Here is a 19962-nt window from a genome sequence, read left to right on the forward strand (position 1 = left end):
TCCCCAAGCAATTTGTGCCATAGCTTTTGCAATTTCCCATTGTGTACCAAGCCAAGTGACCATTTCACCGATTTGTGTACTTACCCAGTCGTAAGCTTCCTGAATCGGTTGAATAATATATTGACAGATTGCCGCCCATGCAATTTGTGCACCTGCCTGAATTAACAACCAACCAGCTTCTAAAACGGTAGAAACTGCCGAAATAATTGGATCTAAAACAGTAAGAATTGTATCCCATGTTTCTTGCCATGCTTGCGTTAATGTTCCCCACAATTCAGACGCTGTTTCAACTAAAGAGGACCACCAGGAGGAAGCAGTTTCAACAATGCCAGACCATAAACTACTAAAGAATTCACCTATCGGATCAAAGAAACTATGCATCATTTCTATGAAAGAAGACCATGCTTCAGAAAAAAATTCAACAATAGAATTCCATGCATCGTTACATGCCTGCTTTACAGCCTCCCATAAATCACTAAAAAATTGACCTATCGGATCAAAAAATTCATGCATGGCGTCTAAAAATGAAGACCATGCTTCACTACAGGATTGGGATATCCCATCCCAAAGCTCTACTAAGTACTCTTTAATAGAATCCCATGCTTCTATTGTCCAATTTTTAATATCATCCCAGTTTTTATAAATAGCCACTCCTATAGCAACTATTGCCGCTATGATAATAGGAACTATTGCAACTATGCCTAGTGCGGCGGCGGCTCCGATTTCAAATACACCCATGACCGCCATAACTATTGGTGCAATTGCCATAAGTGCTCCTGAAATTACCCCAATAGCCGTTGCAACTGCTGCTAATGTCGCTGCTAATTCTGGATTATTAGAAATCCAATCAGCAATACTAGCAACAACATCAGCAATCACTCCTAGTATAGGTTCAAGAGCCATTTTTAAATCTTCCATTGCCTTTTGAAACTTAACTGCTGGATTTGCATCCATTTTTTTTATGGATTCATTCAATTTCTCCTGATTCTTTTGGAAGTCTACGGTTTTTTCCGAAGCTCTTATTAAAGTATTAGTTAAATTTTGCCCTTGGTCCTCAAACATAGTGGCTAGAACTTTAACCCCTACTTGATTCTTTTTAACAGGATCTTCTATTCCTTCTATCGCTTTAGCTACTTCTACCATAGCTTTTGAACCATCACTTCCACCTTTAGCGACAGCTGCACCCCATTTTTCTATTTGTTCAGTTGCAATACCAGAACCATCAAGTGCTTCTTTTAAAGCTTTGTCAGCTCCTTGTGCGAATTCATTTAATTGAATCCTACCTTCTTTAAGCCCATCTAAGAGATTATCAATCATTTATATTCAACGTGATGCGCAACGTCACGCCCGTTCTCTTATGAACTGCTATACGTCACCGTATAGATTAGACTATATCTTCAACTACTTGAGTTGCTCCCCGTTTCGAGTGTCATTTGCTTACACCCTATGTCTTCCGACTAGTCGTTGCACGTTCCTTAATAAAAAGGCTTCGCTCAGTATTGTCTCATTTGAGAGTTTCACTGAATTAAAGGAGTTTTTCATTGTACGTCACCATACAAGGGAACTATAATCTAATTCCAACTACCAGTTTCAACACCAGCTTCCATAATTGCTTGGACTTCTTCAGCTTTAAATCCTGCACGAGTCAACTGACTCCCATATTCGGCAATGATATCTAATTGTTCCGGTGGAAATCCCATTTTTAACAACGCATCTGTCATAGATAGAGCGTGTTCTTGAGATATTCCTAATTCATTACCTATTTCATAGGTTTCTTGAATTAATTCAGTAAAATCAATCCCTTCATAGGATTGAGCTATAACTGCTGCACTTTTTGCCATTGATGCATTTGCTTGGTCACTTATATCTTTATTTAAAGCCCATTGTCTTCTAACACCTTCTAAAGCCGCTGCTCCATCCACACCATATGCCGTAATTCCTCTTACAGCTTCTTCAACTGATTTTTTCGAAGACTCTGGGACCTCAAAAGTAATATCAATCTTTGTCTTTAACTTTGACATATCCATCGCTTGTTCTACTGCGCTTGCAATACCACCACCAGCCGCTATACCACCAATGACGTTTTCGAGTCCTACTTTGAGTCCTTCAAACTTCTTCTCGGTTCTGCCAGCTTCTTGTTGTAAATCTCTTAACTCATTTTGTACTTGTTGTATAGAGTTTCCGGCATCCACAGATCGGAGGGCACGTTGTAATTTTTCAATATCAGCTTCAGTTCCTAATGCTTCACGACCAATAAGACCAATTGCTTGTTCTAACTGTCGACTTGTAGCCGATCCACTTTTAATTGCATTTACAAGACGATTACCTAATGCACTCGCAAAATCATCAACACTTTTTCCTGTAGCACTAAATAAAGTTTCTAATTGTCGTGTTGAACTTGCTACATTTTCTTGTTCGGCTTTCATATTACCGAGCTTGTTTTTCAGACCATCAAGTGACCCTTGTGTAAATTCAATTTCACGCCTAAATGCGCGGTACTGCTCTTCTGAAATTTTCCCATTCTGAAATTGCTCTTGAACCTGTTGCTCCGCTTCTTTTAATTTATCGAGCTTTTGTGTAGTTTTTTCAATTTGTTGTGTAAGCAACTGTTGCTTTTGAGCAAGTGCCTCAACGTTACCAGGATTAAACTTTAATAAACGTTCAACATCTTTTAACTCTTTAGTCAAAGAATCACTTTGCTTATTCACGTCTTTTAAGGCATTTTGTAACGGTTGCGTATTCCCTCCAATTTCAATCGTAATTCCTTTAATTTTTCCTCCTGCCATTATCTCACCCCTTTTTCTTAGAAAGCATTAAAGTCTTCTTGAGTTGCTTTTCGAACTTTTTCTTGTCCTGGATTTTTCATTTCAGCATACTCAGCTATATAATCAAAGCAATCACCAATCGTCATCACTTCTAAGTCCCAATATGTGAGCTTCGCTTCATAACAAAGAGCAAGGAACAATTCAGTGCTTAATTCTTCATCACTGAAAGTCCCTTGCTCCCCATTAATTTTCTTTACTTTTTTTTTGCTCCCATTGTTTTTTGAACCATCTCATTAATTTCCGGCATTATATCGTAAATAGGAAACTCATCAAATCCTTCTAACCAAGTCATCGGGTCTGGAATTTCAGGATCAGCTGTTTTAGCGTATAACCAAACTAAATCGTAACAAACTTCAAAATCTACCTTGTCAAAATCTAAGTTAGAAAAATCAATAGTACCTTCTGTTGCATCTTGCGAAGCGAATGTACCTATAGCGCCTAATTTAAACATATCGGCAAATAAATCCCGTCTAAATTGCGCCTTATATCGCTTGGCTGATGCTGCATTAGCTTTTAATTTGACCTGTTTTCCGTCTATTGTAATTGTCTTTTCCATTTACTTACGCTCCTTTTGGTAATACAGGTACTTTTGTATACACTTTTTTGTACCAATTATTATAAATATCTGTTTTTGATTTAGTAGTAGTTTTCGTTTTAACCATACGTTTTCCATTAATATCAATAGGGCTGGATACAAATTTAAGTTCATTTGTATTTGGCTCCGCTGAATTTGTTTTCGTTTTAGATGCAAGTGTTGGACGACTTGCAGAACAGTTAAACATAACGTGTCGAGTTGCTCGTACATCGCCATCAAATTCAAATAATAATGCAAATGATTTTCCTTTCGCATCCGCTAACTCATTTAACACACCATCTTCTTCGTCTAATTCCTCTCCTAGCGCATCAATTGCAAATTGTTCCGGAATAGTCGCAATAGAAAGCGTTCCATCATACCCTTGGTTATTACTTGCAGCGTAATAAAGCATGTCATCAGCGTAGAATTCAATTAAATCCCCTCGTGGATCAAACGTTAATTCAACCGCACCAGGCAATGGAATTGGTGTATTAAATGTAACTACACCATCTTTAATATTAAAAAGCGCATAATGGACATTCTTTAAACCAAATGCTACTTTATTTTCATTCATTTATATCAACCTCGTTTCATAAAATTTTTGATACATATTTTCAGATTCAATAAAAGTCCCATACGAGTCATAAGGAATCTCGTGATCATCTAGAACTTGTTCTAGCTTGGCTTCCGCTACTACATCTTTCTTAGTTGTATAAAGCTCTATATTTACATCATTTATCTTGTGATACACCTTGTTATCAGCCATTAAATTTGCTGACCCATCCACAAGAAAACAGATATACGGTGGCGCTGGAACTGGATTACCTGGTGTTGCTATGAAATGCGAATAAGCTACAGGATAGCCTGTAGCTTCAAGAATTTTTATAAATTCTCCTAATGTTAATGTCATGATTCAATTGCCCTTTCAATACGTTTTGGCAATTCATCAATTACATACTCTTCAACGGGACGAATATGCACTTTCTCCGGTACTCGGCCACCACTAGCTTTCACATGGCCATTTTCTAAAAGATGCGTTAATTGCCCTTTTGTATTATGGATAACAACTGCTTTACCTACTTTTTTCTTACGCCAACCTTTACGATAACCACCTGTTTTTTTAGGGCTATTTTGTCTTAACTTACTTACAGCAATATCAGCTACATCTTCTTGTGCATTTGTTAACTCTTCTTCCACAACATTTGCATATCTTTGTAATTCTCTAGCAATCTCACTCGCAAAATCATTCATATTAAGTATGCTCCTTTGCGATAATAGTCAATGTTTGATACGTTTCATCATCATTCATTGGTGGTTCGATAATATCAAAGATACGACCTTTCATATTGATTCGCATTTCTTCTGTAATATCAGAAGCATAAGGAATCACAAAGCGATAAACCCGTGTAGCTTGTGAAGCAGAAGCTTCAATGTACTCGGAACCTTTCACCGTTTTTATCATTGACCAGGCTTTCTTTAATTCTTGCCAAGATGTTTGGATTACTTGGTTTAATTCATCTTTTATTATTACAGGCTGTTCAATGCTAATTCGATTTCTAAAATCACCTGTATTCAGTGGTTTTTTATACTGAAAAGGACGCATATTACTCACCGTCCAGTTTAATTTCTTCTAATGCTTTATCAACACCTAAACTATTAATCTGACTTAAAAAATTCTTATCAAAATACTCTAAGGCATCGTTATAGACATAACGAGAGCGTTCAAAGACTAATTCCTTGAACTCCTCGTCAGTATTTATATCGTAATCGCCACAAACTCTCAATAAAGACTGATTAGACGTAGAAAGGGTACGCTTTAGGTTATCGTCTTCCTCATCGCCTAAGTGCATCCTTTCCTTAAACTCTTGCAATATTTCATCTGAAATTGTTGCGTTTCTCATTCACTTCACCCTTTATTTAGATTTTGTTTCTGATGGTGGTGTAAATGAAATTTCTAAATCGTAAATAAGAGCCGCTTTATTATCTTTCGGTTTCCCATTAGCAAATTGTTTAATTGTATAAAGGGTAGCATCTTCGAAAGCTAATGTTTGATCAAATTCTTTTAGCTTGTATCCACCTGCGATTGCAGCAATATATTGTCCTTTTACAAAGAATAATGCTTTACCAACAGGAACTTCCTCACACTCGACAGGTTTAATGTTATAAGGCAATGCCATTACCCATTGACCTGTTGCGGTCTGGATTGTATTACGTGCTTGTACGCCAATCGCATCAATCGGGTTAACTACCATTACAATTTTATTTAATACTTTTCTGGATTTCCCTTTTGCATCAACAGATAAAGCTTTTACTACTTCATAAAGTTCGCCTGCTACAATTTCCCCTTTATCAGACGGAGCAAATGTTAATTTGCCAGAAGATTTTTTATCAGTAACAGCGCCTGTTTCTGGATTTACATCTTTCATTAAACCAACTGGTTGATGTGCTACAGATCCTCCACCATTAATAAAACCAAATTCTAGACCAACAGAATATGTTTCTACTAAAACAGTTCGAACATAGCGTTCAATCCATTCCGGCCCAAGTTCCTTCATATCATTCGGAATTGCTGCAAATGCAGTTAATTTAAGTTGACCAATTTTTTCTTGTTTGAAGATAGCATCAATTTGCCCACGGATTTCCCCGAATAATTCGCCCCATACATACGCCTTCGTTGCATCAGAGTAAATAAACTTCGTAACTGCTCCTAAATCTTGCAAACCAATTTCAGCTAATAAGGGATGTTCTGTAACTAAATCTTCAAACACACGCTCTTGAGTCGTTACAGGAAGGATTGAGCCATCTGTAAATCCACCTTCTTTAACAACTGCATTGAAGAATTTTGTTTCTGCTGAAGTTAAAACATTTTGACCACGTTGCTGTAAAATTGAACGATCAAGCATATCGTTATTTACTTGTTCACGGACCGTATTTGCTACATCTGTTTGTAGTGCATCAAAGAAACCTTCAAACGCTGACGTTTGTTCTTGTTCTGTACTTTCTGCGTTAGTTAAAGTGTCCGTCAACTTTGCTTTTGCCTTAGTAAATGCTTCAGATTTATTAAATTTAATTACCATTGTGTGTTTCCTCCGTTTTTTTATAATTTTAAAAGGAGCCCTTTAATCCCACTGTTTTTTACAGGTTTAGGATTCGGCTCCTTTGGTTGTTCTTCTATATTGTTTTGTAAATCATTCAGGATTTCATTTTTTAATCCTGATAATGCTGCATTTAAATCTTCTTTTGTAATTCCTTGACCTTTGTTCATGGTTCCATTTCTAAAGCCATCGATTACTTTCTGCGGAAGCATGGCAGCAGTAGCCGTTGAAGCTGTCATTTTAACTGGATTCTCCATAAACATGATTTCATCCGCGAAATTGTTTTCTAATGCTTGTTGCGGACCCATCCAAGTTTCTTCAGCCATCATGTTAAGTAGTTCTTCTTCTGATTTACCACTTTTAATGACATAGGCATTTACAATTGCTCGATCTGTTATTTTTAACATCTCAGCCGCCTTTTCCATGTCACGATGATCTCCACCATGCCACTTAGCAGCGTTGTGAATCATGATTTTTGCTGTTGGAGAAATTCGAACTTTATCACCTGCCATAGCAATTACAGAAGCTGCACTTGCTGCTAAACCAACAATTTGAACTTCCACATGACCAGGATAATTTTTTAATGCAGTGTAAATTTCCGAACCCTCATCTACATAACCACCAGGACTATTGATTGATACAATTAAATCCTCACTATTTGCATTATCCAGTTGTTTTGTAATCTTACCTGGGCTTGTCGCATCCATTTCAAACCAATCATAAATCCAAGCTTCATCATTCGAAATGATTGGCCCTTTAACGTCAATTTTTACCGTCATTTGTATTCTCACCTCCTTCAGATTCAGTTAGTTTCGTATAGTTTTTCGTAATATGATGTGTATTTAAGTTAGGATCATCAGAAACTTCATATCCTACTTCTAGTCGAATCTCATTCCCTGTAAATGCACTTGAAGAAATGAGTTTATCAATGCTTGTCGCAAGATCAAATATACTTTGATAAGAAACAGCTTTAACTTCAATTTTTTGGCCTGAAAGATACTCTTCTTCTTCAAAAAATTTAACGTTTGCTTCATCAGAAATCTTTTTTAATAATGGTTTCACTGTGAAAAGCATATAATTTTTCGTTTGCTTCTCAACATCAGCCATTTCGCCATATATCAAAGCAGTTGGAATACCAAAAGCCATTGCTACTTGATTTAAGAAGCCATTTGTTACTTTATTAATTTCCTCCACACTTTGCCCGGAATTTGCTCCACCTGACGTTTCAGCATACTTAAAACCTGGTTGTTGTGGAATGATAGCGACATCTTTTTCTCCAATCGCTTTGTACATGTTATCAATGAACTCTTGCAGTTTTGATTGGTGTTCTTTGCTCTTTGCAGCGAGCATGTCCATATCAACTGTTCCGCGAATTTGATTCTTACGTTTTTGAGAACTTAATATTCTACCGAATAAATCACCATAATCAGTAAACAAACCATCGATAAGAGGTGATAACTTATCATTCCTGTATCTTAAATGAATGACTTCACTTTGCTTAAAAATTCTCTTAAACTGATAATCTTTTACAGTGACATTTGTAAAAGTATCTTCAAACACAGCATATTCGTTATGTTCAAAGTCATCAGCAATAAGTAGATCACCATCATCCGCTTGGATAATCAAAGCTTCATTATCATAAATAAGTTTGAAAATGAAACTCTCCCAAAAGGTACTTGCTGTCATATTCTTATTTGGTCTAACATTTAATCGGTAATAAAGCTCATCCTTTTCAAATTCTTCACCGTTTTTCACTCTGAATTCCGACTGACTTATTGTTCTTCCTAAAAAAGAAATACATGTATCAATCGCTAGTCGCTTCATATGGACTCTATTTGCCTTTTCGATAAACATTTCCACATCAAACATAAATCCTACTTCACTATTTCTTTTAAATACTGCGTCCAACCATCCAATGATTATCACCCCCTTTATTAGAATTTAATACTGTCTAACATAAAGTCGAATTCATCCACAAGAATGTTATCCGCTTGCCATAATGCATGGATAAAGGCTTGGAATCCGTCTGTTTTTCTCTTAAATTCATCTTTCTTCAAATATTCTTTGTTGCCGTCTTTTTTGATGTGGACGTAGACGTTATTGGTGTACCAACGCATTAATGGATTATCACCAAAAATAATACGATTGTTTGCAAATAACGTTTCTACCCTTGGAGCTAATAAAGAATGAATCGCTTTTGGGTTACGAATGTATAACAATATGAAGCCTTCAGCTTCAAGTGCTGTTTTAACAAGATCAAGACGGAATGTATCAGCTACTATTGTGTTAAATCCGTATATCTCACGCATTTTTACAAACCAATCCACAATATGAGAGATATTAATAACCGGCTCATCCACAATAGTTAGTAAGCCATTTTCAGCCCATTCATAAATAGGCGCTTTTAATTTCACCTTGTCCAAGAATCCTTTACGTACAAATGAATGACCTTTCCATATATAATCTTCACCATGTTTAAATAGCAAGCCGACTGCTGCGAAGTCTTTGATGCTGGCGAAGTCGAGACCGCCTACAGCTACTTTGTGCTTTAAATCTGGAACTTCTCTCAGTGTTTCTCCATCTTCTTCAAAACCAGTACGCATGATTTCTTCCCATGAAGCTACAGACTTTGTTAAATCTACTTCCGGTATATTCATCCTCTTAGTCATGAAATTTTCTCTATTAGACGGATCGTTTTCTAGATTTTTATACTGACGCATGACTTTCTTAAACAATCCTCTAGCGTATTGACTCATTGGCTTACTAAACATCGGATTTGCTTTTTCCCATATATCAGGATTATCTACTTCTTCAGCGTTATCAAGCTTACAAATAAAAGGAAACAATCTATCTTCTTTTTCTTTCCCTTTCAGGATATTCATAGCTCGCTCTTTCATTTTGTCAAGATAACCCTCACGAACAAATCCATCTGTGGTAATAAAAAATTCCCTAGAGTTAGGAACTTTACCTAAACCGCTAGAGAACACTTCTACAACATCGCTATTTTCATATCTATGTATCTCATCGTAAATAACACACCCGTCCCTTAACGAGTCTTTACTCCCTGCATTAGACGTATGAAATTCAAAAGTCGAACGAGTAGCTTTATTTGTTATCAATTGTTTTGTTGATACAAATAACTCGTCTAATATTTCATGTTTTTTATTCTTTTCATAAACATCTATAAAAGAAGTTTTAGCCTGTCTTTCTGTATTAGCAACTACTGATACGTTGTAATGCTCAATACCGTGCAATTCGCTAATAAAGAAGTGTGTCAATGCACTAATCAATCCGTTTTTACCAGCACCCCTTGCCATCATCCAGAAGTGTTGATCAAAATAAACATCCTCATATTCATCAAACAAAAACACAAATGCTATTAAAAATTTCTGAAAGGAATTTAATTTGAAATGCCACTTTTCTATGAAAGTTACACATTTATGAATTAAATCCACATCAAAATGTAAATCATTACGGGTTAATATATCTTGCTTTAAATAATTTATAAGCATGATACGTTCTTTATTTAATACCACTGTTCCTATTTCATATAGTTCTATATATTCACTTACATACTTATGAACAATCATATTAAATCACTTGCCGAATATTTCTTAATTTCTTTTTTATTATTTCCTTCTGGCAACAAATCCGTTAGTTGTTTAATGACCCTTTGATATGATTGATCACGGGTATTATATAACCGGGCAACAGGTCGTTCTCTTTCATACGGCTCTGTTTTATCAGATTGTGAGAACATTTCATAGTCACCATTCTCAGATATATCCATCCACATCTCATTTAATAAAACTCGTAATCTTGCTGCCTGAATAATTAATCCTTCAACCACTTTTAACTTACTAGGTGGGATGTCTTTAAATAATCTTTTCAAACGATTTTTTTCTTTGTTAACTAGCACCTCACGCTCATCAATATCCGTCATAATATCACCTCGATTCAATCATATTTTCATACTGGGTAGGGGTCCTATACGAAACAACTTAAAAATCTGGAAAAACGCCCCCCTCCTCCGGTGCCCCTTAAAGCATTTTTTGATGAATTTTTTTAAGGGGGGGATTATTACTGAATCATTTTTACCACTTTTCATCGTGTTCCCATTTATTCTGTTTCTTTTTGAACGTTCTACCATGTTCTTTATTATGGCAATCCACACAGATTGTTTCGAGATTTTCCATTTCTAATGCAAGTTCTGGATGATGCTCGAGTTCTTTTATATGATGGACAACAAGTTTTATCTTCTTACGCTTGGCACTCTCACTGTATTCATTGGTGTCTGTTTGAACACGACCATTACGCTTACATTCCTGACACTCATAAGAGTCTCGCTTCTTTACTTGCTCGCGTATACTCTTCCACTCACTACTGTCATAGAACCTACGCTTCTGTTGTTTGGTTTTGTATTCTTTCATTGCTCTCCACCGATTTACTTTTGAATGTTTCCATGTTTTTATTTATTTCTTGAATCAAGATATCATTCCTTCATTACTATTACTTAATAAAAACACTCCATAAGTAATGCTTTTATTTTTGTTCTTCTGGGTCATATCCTGTAGTTTCTTTTACTAACATGTTAGAATCTCTTTCAGTTACAAATTTTATTTTTTTATCAAATTCTTCCGCAGTAATAATTTCTTTTTCAATTAATAACTCAATTAAAGCCGTATTATCCAATCGATTAAGAATAGTAAATACAGTGGTCTTATTTAACATATCATCCGAGCTTAAATCGTCTTCTTCATCCTCGTTAATTATAGAAAGTGTGTAGTACATATTAACTATGGTAGCATCTGTCATTTCATCACCTTTATATTGGGATGATGATGTTTTCACTTTAGCTACAAATTCTGTTTTTGTTTCTGGAATAAAAACTTTGTTTTTCTCCTTAAACAAATTCTTCATCATATAATAAATATTTTTACCTTGAACCTTAAAAGCGAAACTAAATTCTTTTAACTCAACATTTTCGGTTTGTATTTCCTCATAATTGTAAATATCAATTTTCACATCATTTACTACAATTGTATTCATTTCATTTCCTCCCCTGTTTCTGTAAAGTTTTTCAATTTGTATTTTACCATTTTTTACATACAAAAACATTTAGAAAAAAGGAATTAAAATAAATATTTCAATAATAAAAGAGCAACCGTGCAACAGCTACCCTTTCGTCAAAATCTTTATTATTACCATATAAATACGGTAAGTGAAATTTTATTCTTCTTCCAATCACCTAATGTCGCTACATGTATCCGCTCCAACAATATTAAGTAACTAGAAGAAGAGCAAAAGCTCCCCCTAATAACAGTATCATTCAATCGTTACCATCTGCTGATTTCGGATTTTATGTGCCGTTATTACGAAACCGTTTAAACAACATATAAATTATAAATGAATCTTTATGAGTTGTGTTTTCCGCCACTTCTCACAATACAAATATAACATGGTAGTCCCAAAACAACCGGCACATATACTGCCAAAAAGCGGTCATGACTCTGCCACATATTTTTATTACTTCTTACTCTTTTCTATTATTCTCTCCATTATTTTTTGTTCAACTACTGAATGAAGCTGCCCTGTTCCTGTAAGATTCGGAAACGAAAATACGTTAGTTATTTTACGATCAAACGGTAAACCTAAATTTTTTCTAAAATAATTATATTGAAATTGAACATAAGCAAACAACTTCCCGTCTTTATCACGGATGAGACTTGGCTCTGATGAATTTTCGAAATCCTCACTAAAATCACTACTGATAGCTGCTTCATAGATAATATTCTGAAGCATTGGATCTACCAATTCAATATTTTCACGACATATTTCATCAAGCTGTTTAAATTGCTCTGAATTTATTCCTTTATATTGGGATCTAGTTCTTATATCCTGAAATAAAACTTTATACATTGGTGCGTAAAGTTCCTTTAACATCTTAACTTTATATTCATATGTCTTTGCAAATTTTTCTCTTTTTAAAGTTAATATATGAGTTAAAATCGCAGTGATAATAACCCCACCAGTAGTTACTATTAATGTAAAGACTTTTATATCGTCCATTTTATCCCTCCTCTATCAAATTATATCATATATAGATTCTATGTTTCCTTCACTCACTTACCCATATCTTATATTGTGTGTAACTGACCCTATCGTGAAATCTCTTGGTATCATTGACTTTATAAAACCTTTTCTTTTGAGTTACACAGTACGAAATTTATGAGTAACTGTATAAGGATACCACCAACATTTTTCACAATAACCTACGCCATGCGGAAACATAAAATAAAGCTGCCCATATGGACAGCTTATTTACATAATCCTCGTTATCTGTAGTTATAAAAATAAATATTAGTCATAAAATGATATAGGACATACCTAGTTATCTCTGAACTAAAAAAGATATTAGATATATATCAGTGTCTTTTTTGCATATCGTATATATGTTCAGTAACATAATGCCCAATTATCTATCCGTAGTAATTATTATAGGTGTTCCACCTTGGTCCTGGTGGCTCAGGAACGAAAGGCGCGCGTATTCTAAATGTAGCATCCTCTCGAGCTAATTGACTATCTGCAGGTTCGACCCAGAGATTAAAATTCCGGTGACGAATAAACCGATCAGGAAAATTCTTTGAACGAAGCGATATAAGAGTTTTATCTTTGGGGTCTGTAAGTCCATGTACCATGGTAAAAGTTGAGTCTAAAATTGCTAGTTGCACCTCTGGTGTCGGCGGGCCGCCGAATGGATAAATGATCTCGTGAAGCTTGAGACGGAAGTTTTGATGTCGCAGGTAATAATTTGGAAAGTTAATGGATCTAAGTTTTCCTTCCGCTCCATACCTCCAATCACCCCACCAATCAAATGTGGCATCATTTCGGTCTAACTCACTTTGGACTGGGGTAAGTTCCCCAAGAAAGTTCTGATGACGAATGAACCTATTTTGAGAGTTTACAGATTCTAGAGAGAGGTAAGCCATAAGATTCCTCCTAATAAGATGATTTTTTCGTAAGATGTTGATCTATCCTTTGTTTATAAGAAGTTGAATTGGATATGCATATTAGTGGTTATGTTTCTTGTTAAGAACAGATTATGGTTTTATATTCTAATTTTTATGTAACAAAACATACTTTAATGAAGAAATAAAAAAATTAATAGCTATTTATAAATGTTTGCGGATTCTTGTATACTGTATTCATGTGAGGTTAACATAACGTCTCATTATCGGCAGCAAGGAAAAGGGAGAAAACCGTACTCTCACCAAGGAACCTGCTTTTTTGTTCTATGGATCTATGCATTTTTTTATACATTCCTATCCTAGCGCTGTTTTAGGGTTCTTGTTTGTTACTAGAACTGTATAAAATCTTGCATACTCTTAGCCTAGTTTTTTCCCAAAATGCTGCGATACTCCTAGATTTAAAAAGAAATAAGCAATGCTTAGATTTTAAACCTAGTCATTGCTTTATCCATTGCATCTTGGTTTACACCTATATAACGTAACGTGACCTTCTCTGACGAGTGATTGAATATCTCCATGAGTAATGCTATGTTTTTTGTTTGCATGTACATGTGATACCCGTATGTTTTTCTTAACGTATGTGTTCCTATTTCATCTAATCCGAACTCTGCCGCTGCTCCGCTTAATATCTTATATGCCATGCTACGACCAATTGGACGATTCTTACCTTGTCTGCTTTGTAATAAATACTCATTGTCTTCTCTTTCTATAAGAAACCATTTAAGTTCTCTTTTCAGTGCTGCAGTAATTTGTATTCGTTTCTGTTTCCCTGTTTTCTTTTCCCGCATAGATATATGACTGCCTTTAACATCCCCTACTTTCAATTTCAAAATATCTGAGATTCTGAGACCTGTATTAATACCCATAATGAAGAGAATGTAATTACGTAAGCTCTTTCCCTTAAAATACTCTTTTAACTGCTGTATTTGCTCTGGATCACGTATTGGTTGAACAAAATTCATTATTCATTACCTCCAGCTTCTTCTGCCTCATATACTTCTAATCTAAGAGCAAAAGCTAGTTTATAAAAAGCATTAGATTTATTTCGTCTATACGTACGCTCACTCATACCAATTTCGTTATAAACCATGTAATCAAAAACCTCTTCATCTTCTAAATATCGTTTTACAATAATATCCCTCTGGTTTTTACTAAAACGACTTAATGCCTTATCAATTTGGAAAGATAAACGCTGTAGTTTCACTTCCCTTTCACTCATAGCAACATTTGCTAAAGCAACATCTTCAGCTGGCTTCCCTACTATATTTGTTGGACCGTGATATCTTACCTCGCTAGATGCTGTAACCTTCATCTCATGTCTAATCATCCCAAATTGCCTATAAATACGAACATTTTCAAGAATCTCTTCTACACGAATCTGCGTTGCTTTGCGATCAATTTTAGGTAAGAAAGTTAATTGCGTCATATATAAAAACACCCCTTATATATTTTGTTAATAAAAACAAAAAAGCGGACACCAAACTATAGAGCAATATCACTAATGCTCTTATAGTTTGATGTCCGCTGGTTCTTCCAGTAGGACTAAATGTTTAATTGATATTATTATATCATTTTCTCATATTTTAGTAACTTTTTATTAGCAAAGGATTATTTTATTTTGTTTTCCTCTTCTTGCACTTCGAATATCCTTAAAACAAAATATAAAAAATAATAAACGATTAACATTCGACTATATTCGACATTGTTAACGTCATAAATTTGCTATAATCCCTTTAAAATATATAAATTTACTCAAAAGGATGGGATAACATGTCAAGCGATACAACTACGAATAAAAATGGGAAAGTTATATCCTTTCTTAACATGAAGGGTGGCGTTGGCAAAACTACCTTATGTAAAGAACTTGCCTATTATATAGCCAATAGAGGCGAAGATGTACTAGTAATTGATATTGACCCTCAATCTAATTGTACACAATCTCTCTTCGAAAAATATAACGTTGAAACATTCGATAAGGATAAAAAAAGAATTCCAGGATTACCATCAATTCATAACCTTTATGAACCTAAATTAGTTGATGTAAAAAAAGAAGACATCATTAAAGAACTAAGTCCTCACCTTCATCTTTTGCCAGGAGACTTAACTACTGTATTCATGGAAAGAGAGTCCAATAGTAAATATGAACAACGCCTTCTTCACCTTATTAATGGTTGGAATTTAAAAGACAAATATCACTATATCTTTATAGATTGTCCACCTACATATTCATTTTATACAAGTTCAGCCTTAATGGCATCTGACTATTATTTAGTACCTGCTAGACCAGACCTTTACTCTATATTAGGTCTTACTTTATTATTAGATGTAGTAGAAACATTTATTACCGAGGATCAATCTGTAATTATGGCCGGCCGCAATCTTCAATGTTTAGGTGTTGTTTTAACCATGGTAGAAGACAACGGGGGCGCAAAAGGTACTGTAAAAGATATTAGAGATTTCGCTAGCGAAAAAGATGTTTATGTCTTTGAACAGGAGTTTAAATATTATCCTAAATTAATTAACAGCCCTCTATCTACTTTTACATCTGATAGATCAGATACGAGTCTCTTACAAATTATTGATTCTTTAAATGAAGAGTTTGTTGAAAGGATTGAGGAACTTGAAGGAAAATAAACTACTCTTTAATAAAATTGTCTCTCTAAAAAACATAAAAAACGAGGGTACTCTTAGAATATATTTATATGGATATAGTTCCGAAATAATTCTATCAAAGGATATATTCCCTAGTAATAAAGAATTAATTGACTTTATTACAGCCATGGGTCTGGAGTTCCGAGATTACGTGTATGCTAGTCGAACAGTTGTTGTGTCTAGAATTATTAGAGAGATAGAAAAAAGAGAAATGCAAGATTTAGAAGCTTTCAGAGATAATCTTATTGAATACATTGCTAACAAATTTGAGTATTCTTTTATCGCTGAAAAGTCCAGACCAAAAAGAGAAACTGAAAACTATGTAAAAACAATCGCCGAGAAATATAACAGGAGAATATAATTATGACAACCATCTCAAAGGAACTCGATAACCCTAGAGGACTTCCAGAATATTTATCTTTTGTTTCGGATAAGTTCCCTAATACAATTTGGCTGCAAGATACATATAAATATGAATTAATAAAATTATATACATTTGTACATGAAAATCTAATACTTGTTGATACATTTGTTAATTTTTTTTCTGATAGGTGTCTTAATTATAAATTACGTTTTTTACATGAGTATAAAGAAGCGATTAATTCTTTGCTTATTACTGTACCCGTTAATTTTAGCGGTTTCGCCAGATTTAATATTCGAGTTGCTTCAGAAGCTTTACTAAAATTCATCTATTCTTTAACTTATACAGAGGTTGAAGAAGAACAAGTTTCTCGAACAGCATTCAGACACTTAAAGTCCGAACTAAAATCGCACGCTTCAAATTTACCAATAAAACCTGAGATTATTGAACTAACACAAATATATGGTGAATACTCAAAAAAAATTCATAACCATACCAATACAAGGTATGATTTAAGTACTACTCTAAACAAATTTACTGATGATTACTCTGAGGAAATTAATCATGCTATAAGAGTTACAGATAGTATTATCAATTTATTTACTCTAACTGTTTCATACAAAACACAATTCAACTTGGCAGCTCTAAGCAGTGCTAACCGAATACGTCTTAACACTAACATAAGTGAAGAGAGGAAACTAAGTTTAAAGAGATTTTCTTTAAACGAACTAGAAACACACTAGCCTATTTAAATTTAGCAGGAGAAGGCATGATATTTTCAAATGTTTACTCCTGCTAATCAATAAATTTCTCTATAACTGACCTTCCTCGCGCTTCAATAGCCATTTCTCATTTCCCCTTTTTAATAAAATTCAAATTTTATTAAAGTAACTGTGTTTTTCGCTCTTCCATACGAATTACTTTTCCGCTTTGATATATAAATGATTGTTCACCAAATCCACCTTGAGGTGGTTCTATTAATTGGACTTGACCATTTTTAACTACATATATTCCGTTTATCTTCAAATCTATTTCTGCTGTCATTTCAACAAGATTTTCTTTTCTAATTCCCACCAAGATCACTCCCATATGTTATAATTACTTTGTCGGAGTAAGTTGAGAGTGATCTCAGCTTTTTTTATTTGTCTATAGATATTGCACAACATTTTCTGGAACAAATGGTTGTGCAATTGATAAATGGAGCCGTATTGGAATCGGCCTTTTCTCATCCCTTGCTCGTTTACACATTTCTTCTGCCTCTTCCCATACAAATTGCTTATCCTCCGCTCGTTTGTAACGCCAAATTCCAATTGTGTATTCTTCAAATAACTCATACCTCTCATCAGGCGCTGTCGTTGGTTTTAATTCATCTATTGCTTTGGCTTGACGTGGTATTTGCACCACCACATCTGTATACCGTAATCTTGAATTCAAACATTGGATATGAGCTTTCTTAGGATCAAATGATACAACTGGCTCCACGTCAAAAATTGTTAATTGCTTTGGCATTGTTTTTCCCCTCCAATACCTGCAAGCTTGCAATTAAAATTCCTTCAAGCTGCGTTAACGTTAATTGATCTAATGTTTGTCCGTTAATTTCAGCTAATCCTAATCCCAATAATTTACGAATGATTATTAATTTTCTACGTTCTACTTCCTGACGTAACAACATGATTAAGCCTCCTGTTGATGATTGAACTTTCTCTCTAAATTTACAAACTTACTAAATTCTTTAATGAATGCTAGTTCAACAACACCAACGGGACCGTTCCTTTGTTTCGCTAAAATAATTTCCGTTATGTTTTTATTTTCTGTCTCGCGGTCATAGTAATCTTCACGGTATAAGAATGCGATTAAATCCGCATCTTGCTCAATTTGGCCATTTTCACGTAAATCTGATAGCAATGGTCTCTTATCTTGCCTACTCTCAACAGCACGACTTAACTGTGATAATGCAACTACACATACATTTAGCTCTCTTGCCATCAGTTTTAACTTACGACTAATCTCACCGATTTCTTGCATGCGGTTCCCTCTATGCTTTGGATCCCCTACAATAAGCTGCAAATAATCAATTGCAATTAAAACCTTTTTATCAGGGTACTTACGCTTTAGTTTCCTAGTTTTAGCGTAAATCTCTTGCATCGTGACATTTGCTTTATCGTAAATTTCTAATGGCAAATCATTAATTAATCCCATCGCTTGACTAATCTTTTCCCAATCTTTTAAATTACATAGCTTCTTAGGATTCTTTAATTTTGTAGCATCTATATTTCCAGTACTTGAAATCATACGTTTAAGTAACTGCTCTTCTCCCATCTCTAGTGAAAAGATTCCTGTTGCTGTATGAGCACTTGCTGCATGAAAAGCGATGTTTAATACAAATGCCGTTTTCCCCATCGAAGGACGGGCACCGACAATAATTAAATCACCTTCTTGTAACCCTGCTGTCATTCTATTCAAGTCGTCATAACCAGTAGGAATACCAGTTAAATCTCCTACATCAATTTGCATGTTCTTATACAAATCAACAAGCGTATCTTTCAAGTTAAATTCATCTGAGTAACCCGTTTCTTCAATGGCGCTTAATTCATCAATTGATGTACTAATAGCACTCATATCCCTATCTTGCTGAAGGCGGTTATATAAGTTACCAGCAACCTCTTGAGCATGTCTCATCTTCCAAGCTTCAATCACTAAACCTTCGTGATACGAGAAGTTCTTAATTGTTGTTACAACTTCTGTCAGGTTTACAAAGAATTCGATTCCTCCAATTTGATGCATAAAGCTTTCATCGAATTTTCCAATGAGAGCAACAAGATCTATCGGGACCTCAGCATCCTCTAATTCTCTCATTGCCTTGAAAATCACTTGGTGCGTTGGTAAAGAAAACTGTTTTACCTTTAGCTGACAATCTTTAATTAAATCGCCTTCTTGGATAATGCTACCTAAAACACTTTGTTCAGCTTCTACATTGCGAATCATATCGTTACTCATTTGGCCAACCACGCATTCTGTTGGTTAAGTACTGCAAGTTCCTCTTCTGTTGGAATGTTCTGCTCCCATGCTTGTTGCTGCTGTATTACGTTTTTAGTAGTTTCCGATAAGCCTTTTTGTTGATAAGGTGCTTGTGTCTGTTGCTGAGGTTTTGTTAATCGCTGAGCACGAAATGCTTTATCAGCTGCCTCAACATCAGTTACTGTTTTAAAGCCTTTAAGATGCCAATCTCTTAAAATGGTATTTACGTAAGACATGTTTCTCGTATTTTTCTCTAAAGCAATCTCCATAGCCTTAATAACTAGCTCTGCATTTAAATCATCAATCCAAGCATAAATACCATCTGCGATAAAAGGTGTAACGAATCCGAAGTTTTGCTCGTAAAAAGAAATTGGATTAACCTCAACAACTTCTTCCGCGCCTGCGCGTT

26 protein-coding genes and 1 pseudogene are annotated in these 19962 nt (G+C 34.9%); 3 read left to right on the forward strand and 24 right to left on the reverse strand.

All coding sequences use genetic code 11. The features are described from left to right. The 19 genes and pseudogenes from MR167_RS24830 to MR167_RS24920 all read right to left on the reverse strand — a co-directional run. The coding region (locus MR167_RS24830; protein ID WP_481746709.1) for a phage tail tape measure protein at positions 1-1317 on the reverse strand (1317 nt) is incomplete at its 3' end. A gap of 257 nt (positions 1318-1574) precedes the next feature. Continuing rightward, positions 1575-2786, reverse strand: a pseudogene (locus MR167_RS24835) (hypothetical protein); the annotation flags it as partial. A gap of 232 nt (positions 2787-3018) precedes the next feature. Further along, entirely contained in the window at positions 3019-3381 is a 363-nt protein-coding gene (locus MR167_RS24840; protein WP_000415912.1) for a hypothetical protein, read from the reverse strand. A 4-nt stretch (positions 3382-3385) separates the two neighbouring features. Next, positions 3386-3973, reverse strand: a complete 588-nt coding sequence (locus tag MR167_RS24845) for a major tail protein (RefSeq protein ID WP_065703346.1) — start codon at positions 3971-3973, stop codon at positions 3386-3388. Then, a complete protein-coding gene (locus tag MR167_RS24850) occupies positions 3974-4309 on the reverse strand; it encodes a hypothetical protein (RefSeq protein WP_000176452.1) in 336 nt (111 codons plus the stop codon). After that, positions 4306-4650 (reverse strand): HK97 gp10 family phage protein, encoded by a 345-nt coding sequence (locus tag MR167_RS24855; RefSeq protein WP_070179443.1) that lies wholly within the window; start codon positions 4648-4650, stop codon positions 4306-4308. Before MR167_RS24855 ends, MR167_RS24850 begins: the two co-directional genes overlap by 4 nt. A 1-nt stretch (position 4651) precedes the next feature. After that, positions 4652-5002 carry a phage head closure protein gene (locus MR167_RS24860; protein ID WP_065703344.1) on the reverse strand — a complete coding sequence of 117 codons (351 nt, stop codon included), beginning with the start codon at positions 5000-5002 and terminating at the stop codon, positions 4652-4654. Position 5003: 1 nt separating this feature from the next. Next, the gene (locus tag MR167_RS24865) at positions 5004-5300 is read right to left on the reverse strand and encodes a hypothetical protein (RefSeq protein ID WP_065703342.1); all 297 of its coding nucleotides are present in this window, start codon (positions 5298-5300) and stop codon (positions 5004-5006) included. Positions 5301-5312: 12 nt separating this feature from the next. Next, positions 5313-6476: a phage major capsid family protein gene (locus MR167_RS24870; protein ID WP_070179445.1), complete on the reverse strand. Its 1164-nt coding sequence runs from the start codon at positions 6474-6476 to the stop codon at positions 5313-5315. Between the two features lie 20 nt (positions 6477-6496). Further along, positions 6497-7273: a head maturation protease, ClpP-related gene (locus MR167_RS24875; RefSeq protein WP_000216402.1), complete on the reverse strand. Its 777-nt coding sequence runs from the start codon at positions 7271-7273 to the stop codon at positions 6497-6499. Further along, on the reverse strand, positions 7257-8420 hold the full coding sequence (locus MR167_RS24880) for a phage portal protein (protein ID WP_454435680.1): 1164 nt from the start codon (positions 8418-8420) through the stop codon (positions 7257-7259). Before MR167_RS24880 ends, MR167_RS24875 begins: the two co-directional genes overlap by 17 nt. 8 nt (positions 8421-8428) lie before the next feature. After that, on the reverse strand, positions 8429-10084 hold the full coding sequence (locus MR167_RS24885) for a terminase TerL endonuclease subunit (protein WP_242315738.1): 1656 nt from the start codon (positions 10082-10084) through the stop codon (positions 8429-8431). Beyond that, positions 10081-10437, reverse strand: coding sequence for a hypothetical protein (locus MR167_RS24890; RefSeq protein WP_065703334.1), 357 nt, complete (start codon positions 10435-10437; stop codon positions 10081-10083). The genes MR167_RS24885 and MR167_RS24890 overlap by 4 nt, the downstream gene beginning before the upstream one ends. A 151-nt stretch (positions 10438-10588) precedes the next feature. Then, positions 10589-10924, reverse strand: a complete 336-nt coding sequence (locus MR167_RS24895; RefSeq protein ID WP_242315740.1) for an HNH endonuclease — start codon at positions 10922-10924, stop codon at positions 10589-10591. Between the two features lie 112 nt (positions 10925-11036). Then, a complete protein-coding gene (locus MR167_RS24900; RefSeq protein ID WP_242315742.1) occupies positions 11037-11543 on the reverse strand; it encodes a hypothetical protein in 507 nt (168 codons plus the stop codon). Between the two features lie 477 nt (positions 11544-12020). After that, positions 12021-12563, reverse strand: a complete 543-nt coding sequence (locus MR167_RS24905) for a hypothetical protein (RefSeq protein ID WP_242315744.1) — start codon at positions 12561-12563, stop codon at positions 12021-12023. A 410-nt stretch (positions 12564-12973) separates the two neighbouring features. Beyond that, positions 12974-13483, reverse strand: a complete 510-nt coding sequence (locus MR167_RS24910) for an AbfB domain-containing protein (RefSeq protein WP_242315746.1) — start codon at positions 13481-13483, stop codon at positions 12974-12976. A gap of 458 nt (positions 13484-13941) precedes the next feature. Then, entirely contained in the window at positions 13942-14484 is a 543-nt protein-coding gene (locus MR167_RS24915; RefSeq protein WP_242315748.1) for a site-specific integrase, read from the reverse strand. Beyond that, on the reverse strand, positions 14484-14948 hold the full coding sequence (locus MR167_RS24920; RefSeq protein ID WP_242315750.1) for an ArpU family phage packaging/lysis transcriptional regulator: 465 nt from the start codon (positions 14946-14948) through the stop codon (positions 14484-14486). The genes MR167_RS24915 and MR167_RS24920 overlap by 1 nt, the downstream gene beginning before the upstream one ends. 344 nt (positions 14949-15292) lie before the next feature. Here MR167_RS24920 and MR167_RS24925 point away from each other — a divergent pair, with 344 nt between their 5' ends. From MR167_RS24925 to MR167_RS24935, 3 genes are read left to right on the forward strand one after another with little or no spacing between them, the layout of a single operon-like run. Beyond that, on the forward strand, positions 15293-16156 hold the full coding sequence (locus tag MR167_RS24925; RefSeq protein ID WP_242315752.1) for a ParA family protein: 864 nt from the start codon (positions 15293-15295) through the stop codon (positions 16154-16156). Then, the gene (locus MR167_RS24930) at positions 16143-16535 is read left to right on the forward strand and encodes a hypothetical protein (protein WP_242315754.1); all 393 of its coding nucleotides are present in this window, start codon (positions 16143-16145) and stop codon (positions 16533-16535) included. The genes MR167_RS24925 and MR167_RS24930 overlap by 14 nt, the downstream gene beginning before the upstream one ends. Before the next feature lie 2 nt (positions 16536-16537). Beyond that, positions 16538-17278, forward strand: a complete 741-nt coding sequence (locus MR167_RS24935) for a hypothetical protein (RefSeq protein ID WP_242315756.1) — start codon at positions 16538-16540, stop codon at positions 17276-17278. 139 nt (positions 17279-17417) lie between these two features. Here the strand turns inward: MR167_RS24935 and MR167_RS24940 are convergent, their stop codons facing one another. From MR167_RS24940 to MR167_RS24960, 5 genes are all read right to left on the reverse strand, one after another. Continuing rightward, a complete protein-coding gene (locus tag MR167_RS24940) occupies positions 17418-17609 on the reverse strand; it encodes a DUF3954 domain-containing protein (RefSeq protein WP_060488442.1) in 192 nt (63 codons plus the stop codon). A gap of 72 nt (positions 17610-17681) precedes the next feature. Beyond that, positions 17682-18044 carry a cell division protein SepF gene (locus tag MR167_RS24945; RefSeq protein ID WP_242315758.1) on the reverse strand — a complete coding sequence of 121 codons (363 nt, stop codon included), beginning with the start codon at positions 18042-18044 and terminating at the stop codon, positions 17682-17684. Continuing rightward, positions 18019-18207: a hypothetical protein gene (locus MR167_RS24950; protein ID WP_000926798.1), complete on the reverse strand. Its 189-nt coding sequence runs from the start codon at positions 18205-18207 to the stop codon at positions 18019-18021. Before MR167_RS24950 ends, MR167_RS24945 begins: the two co-directional genes overlap by 26 nt. Before the next feature lie 2 nt (positions 18208-18209). Further along, complete coding sequence (dnaB, locus tag MR167_RS24955; RefSeq protein WP_242315760.1) at positions 18210-19532, reverse strand: replicative DNA helicase; 1323 nt, start codon at positions 19530-19532, stop codon at positions 18210-18212. Beyond that, positions 19529-19962, reverse strand: a 434-nt coding sequence (locus MR167_RS24960) for a DnaD domain-containing protein (protein WP_242315762.1), incomplete at its 5' end; no start/stop codon positions are given. The genes MR167_RS24960 and dnaB, both read right to left, overlap by 4 nt.

The organism is Bacillus cereus group sp. BfR-BA-01355 (assembly GCF_022663675.1).
Lineage (GTDB): Bacteria > Bacillota > Bacilli > Bacillales > Bacillaceae_G > Bacillus_A > Bacillus_A thuringiensis_S.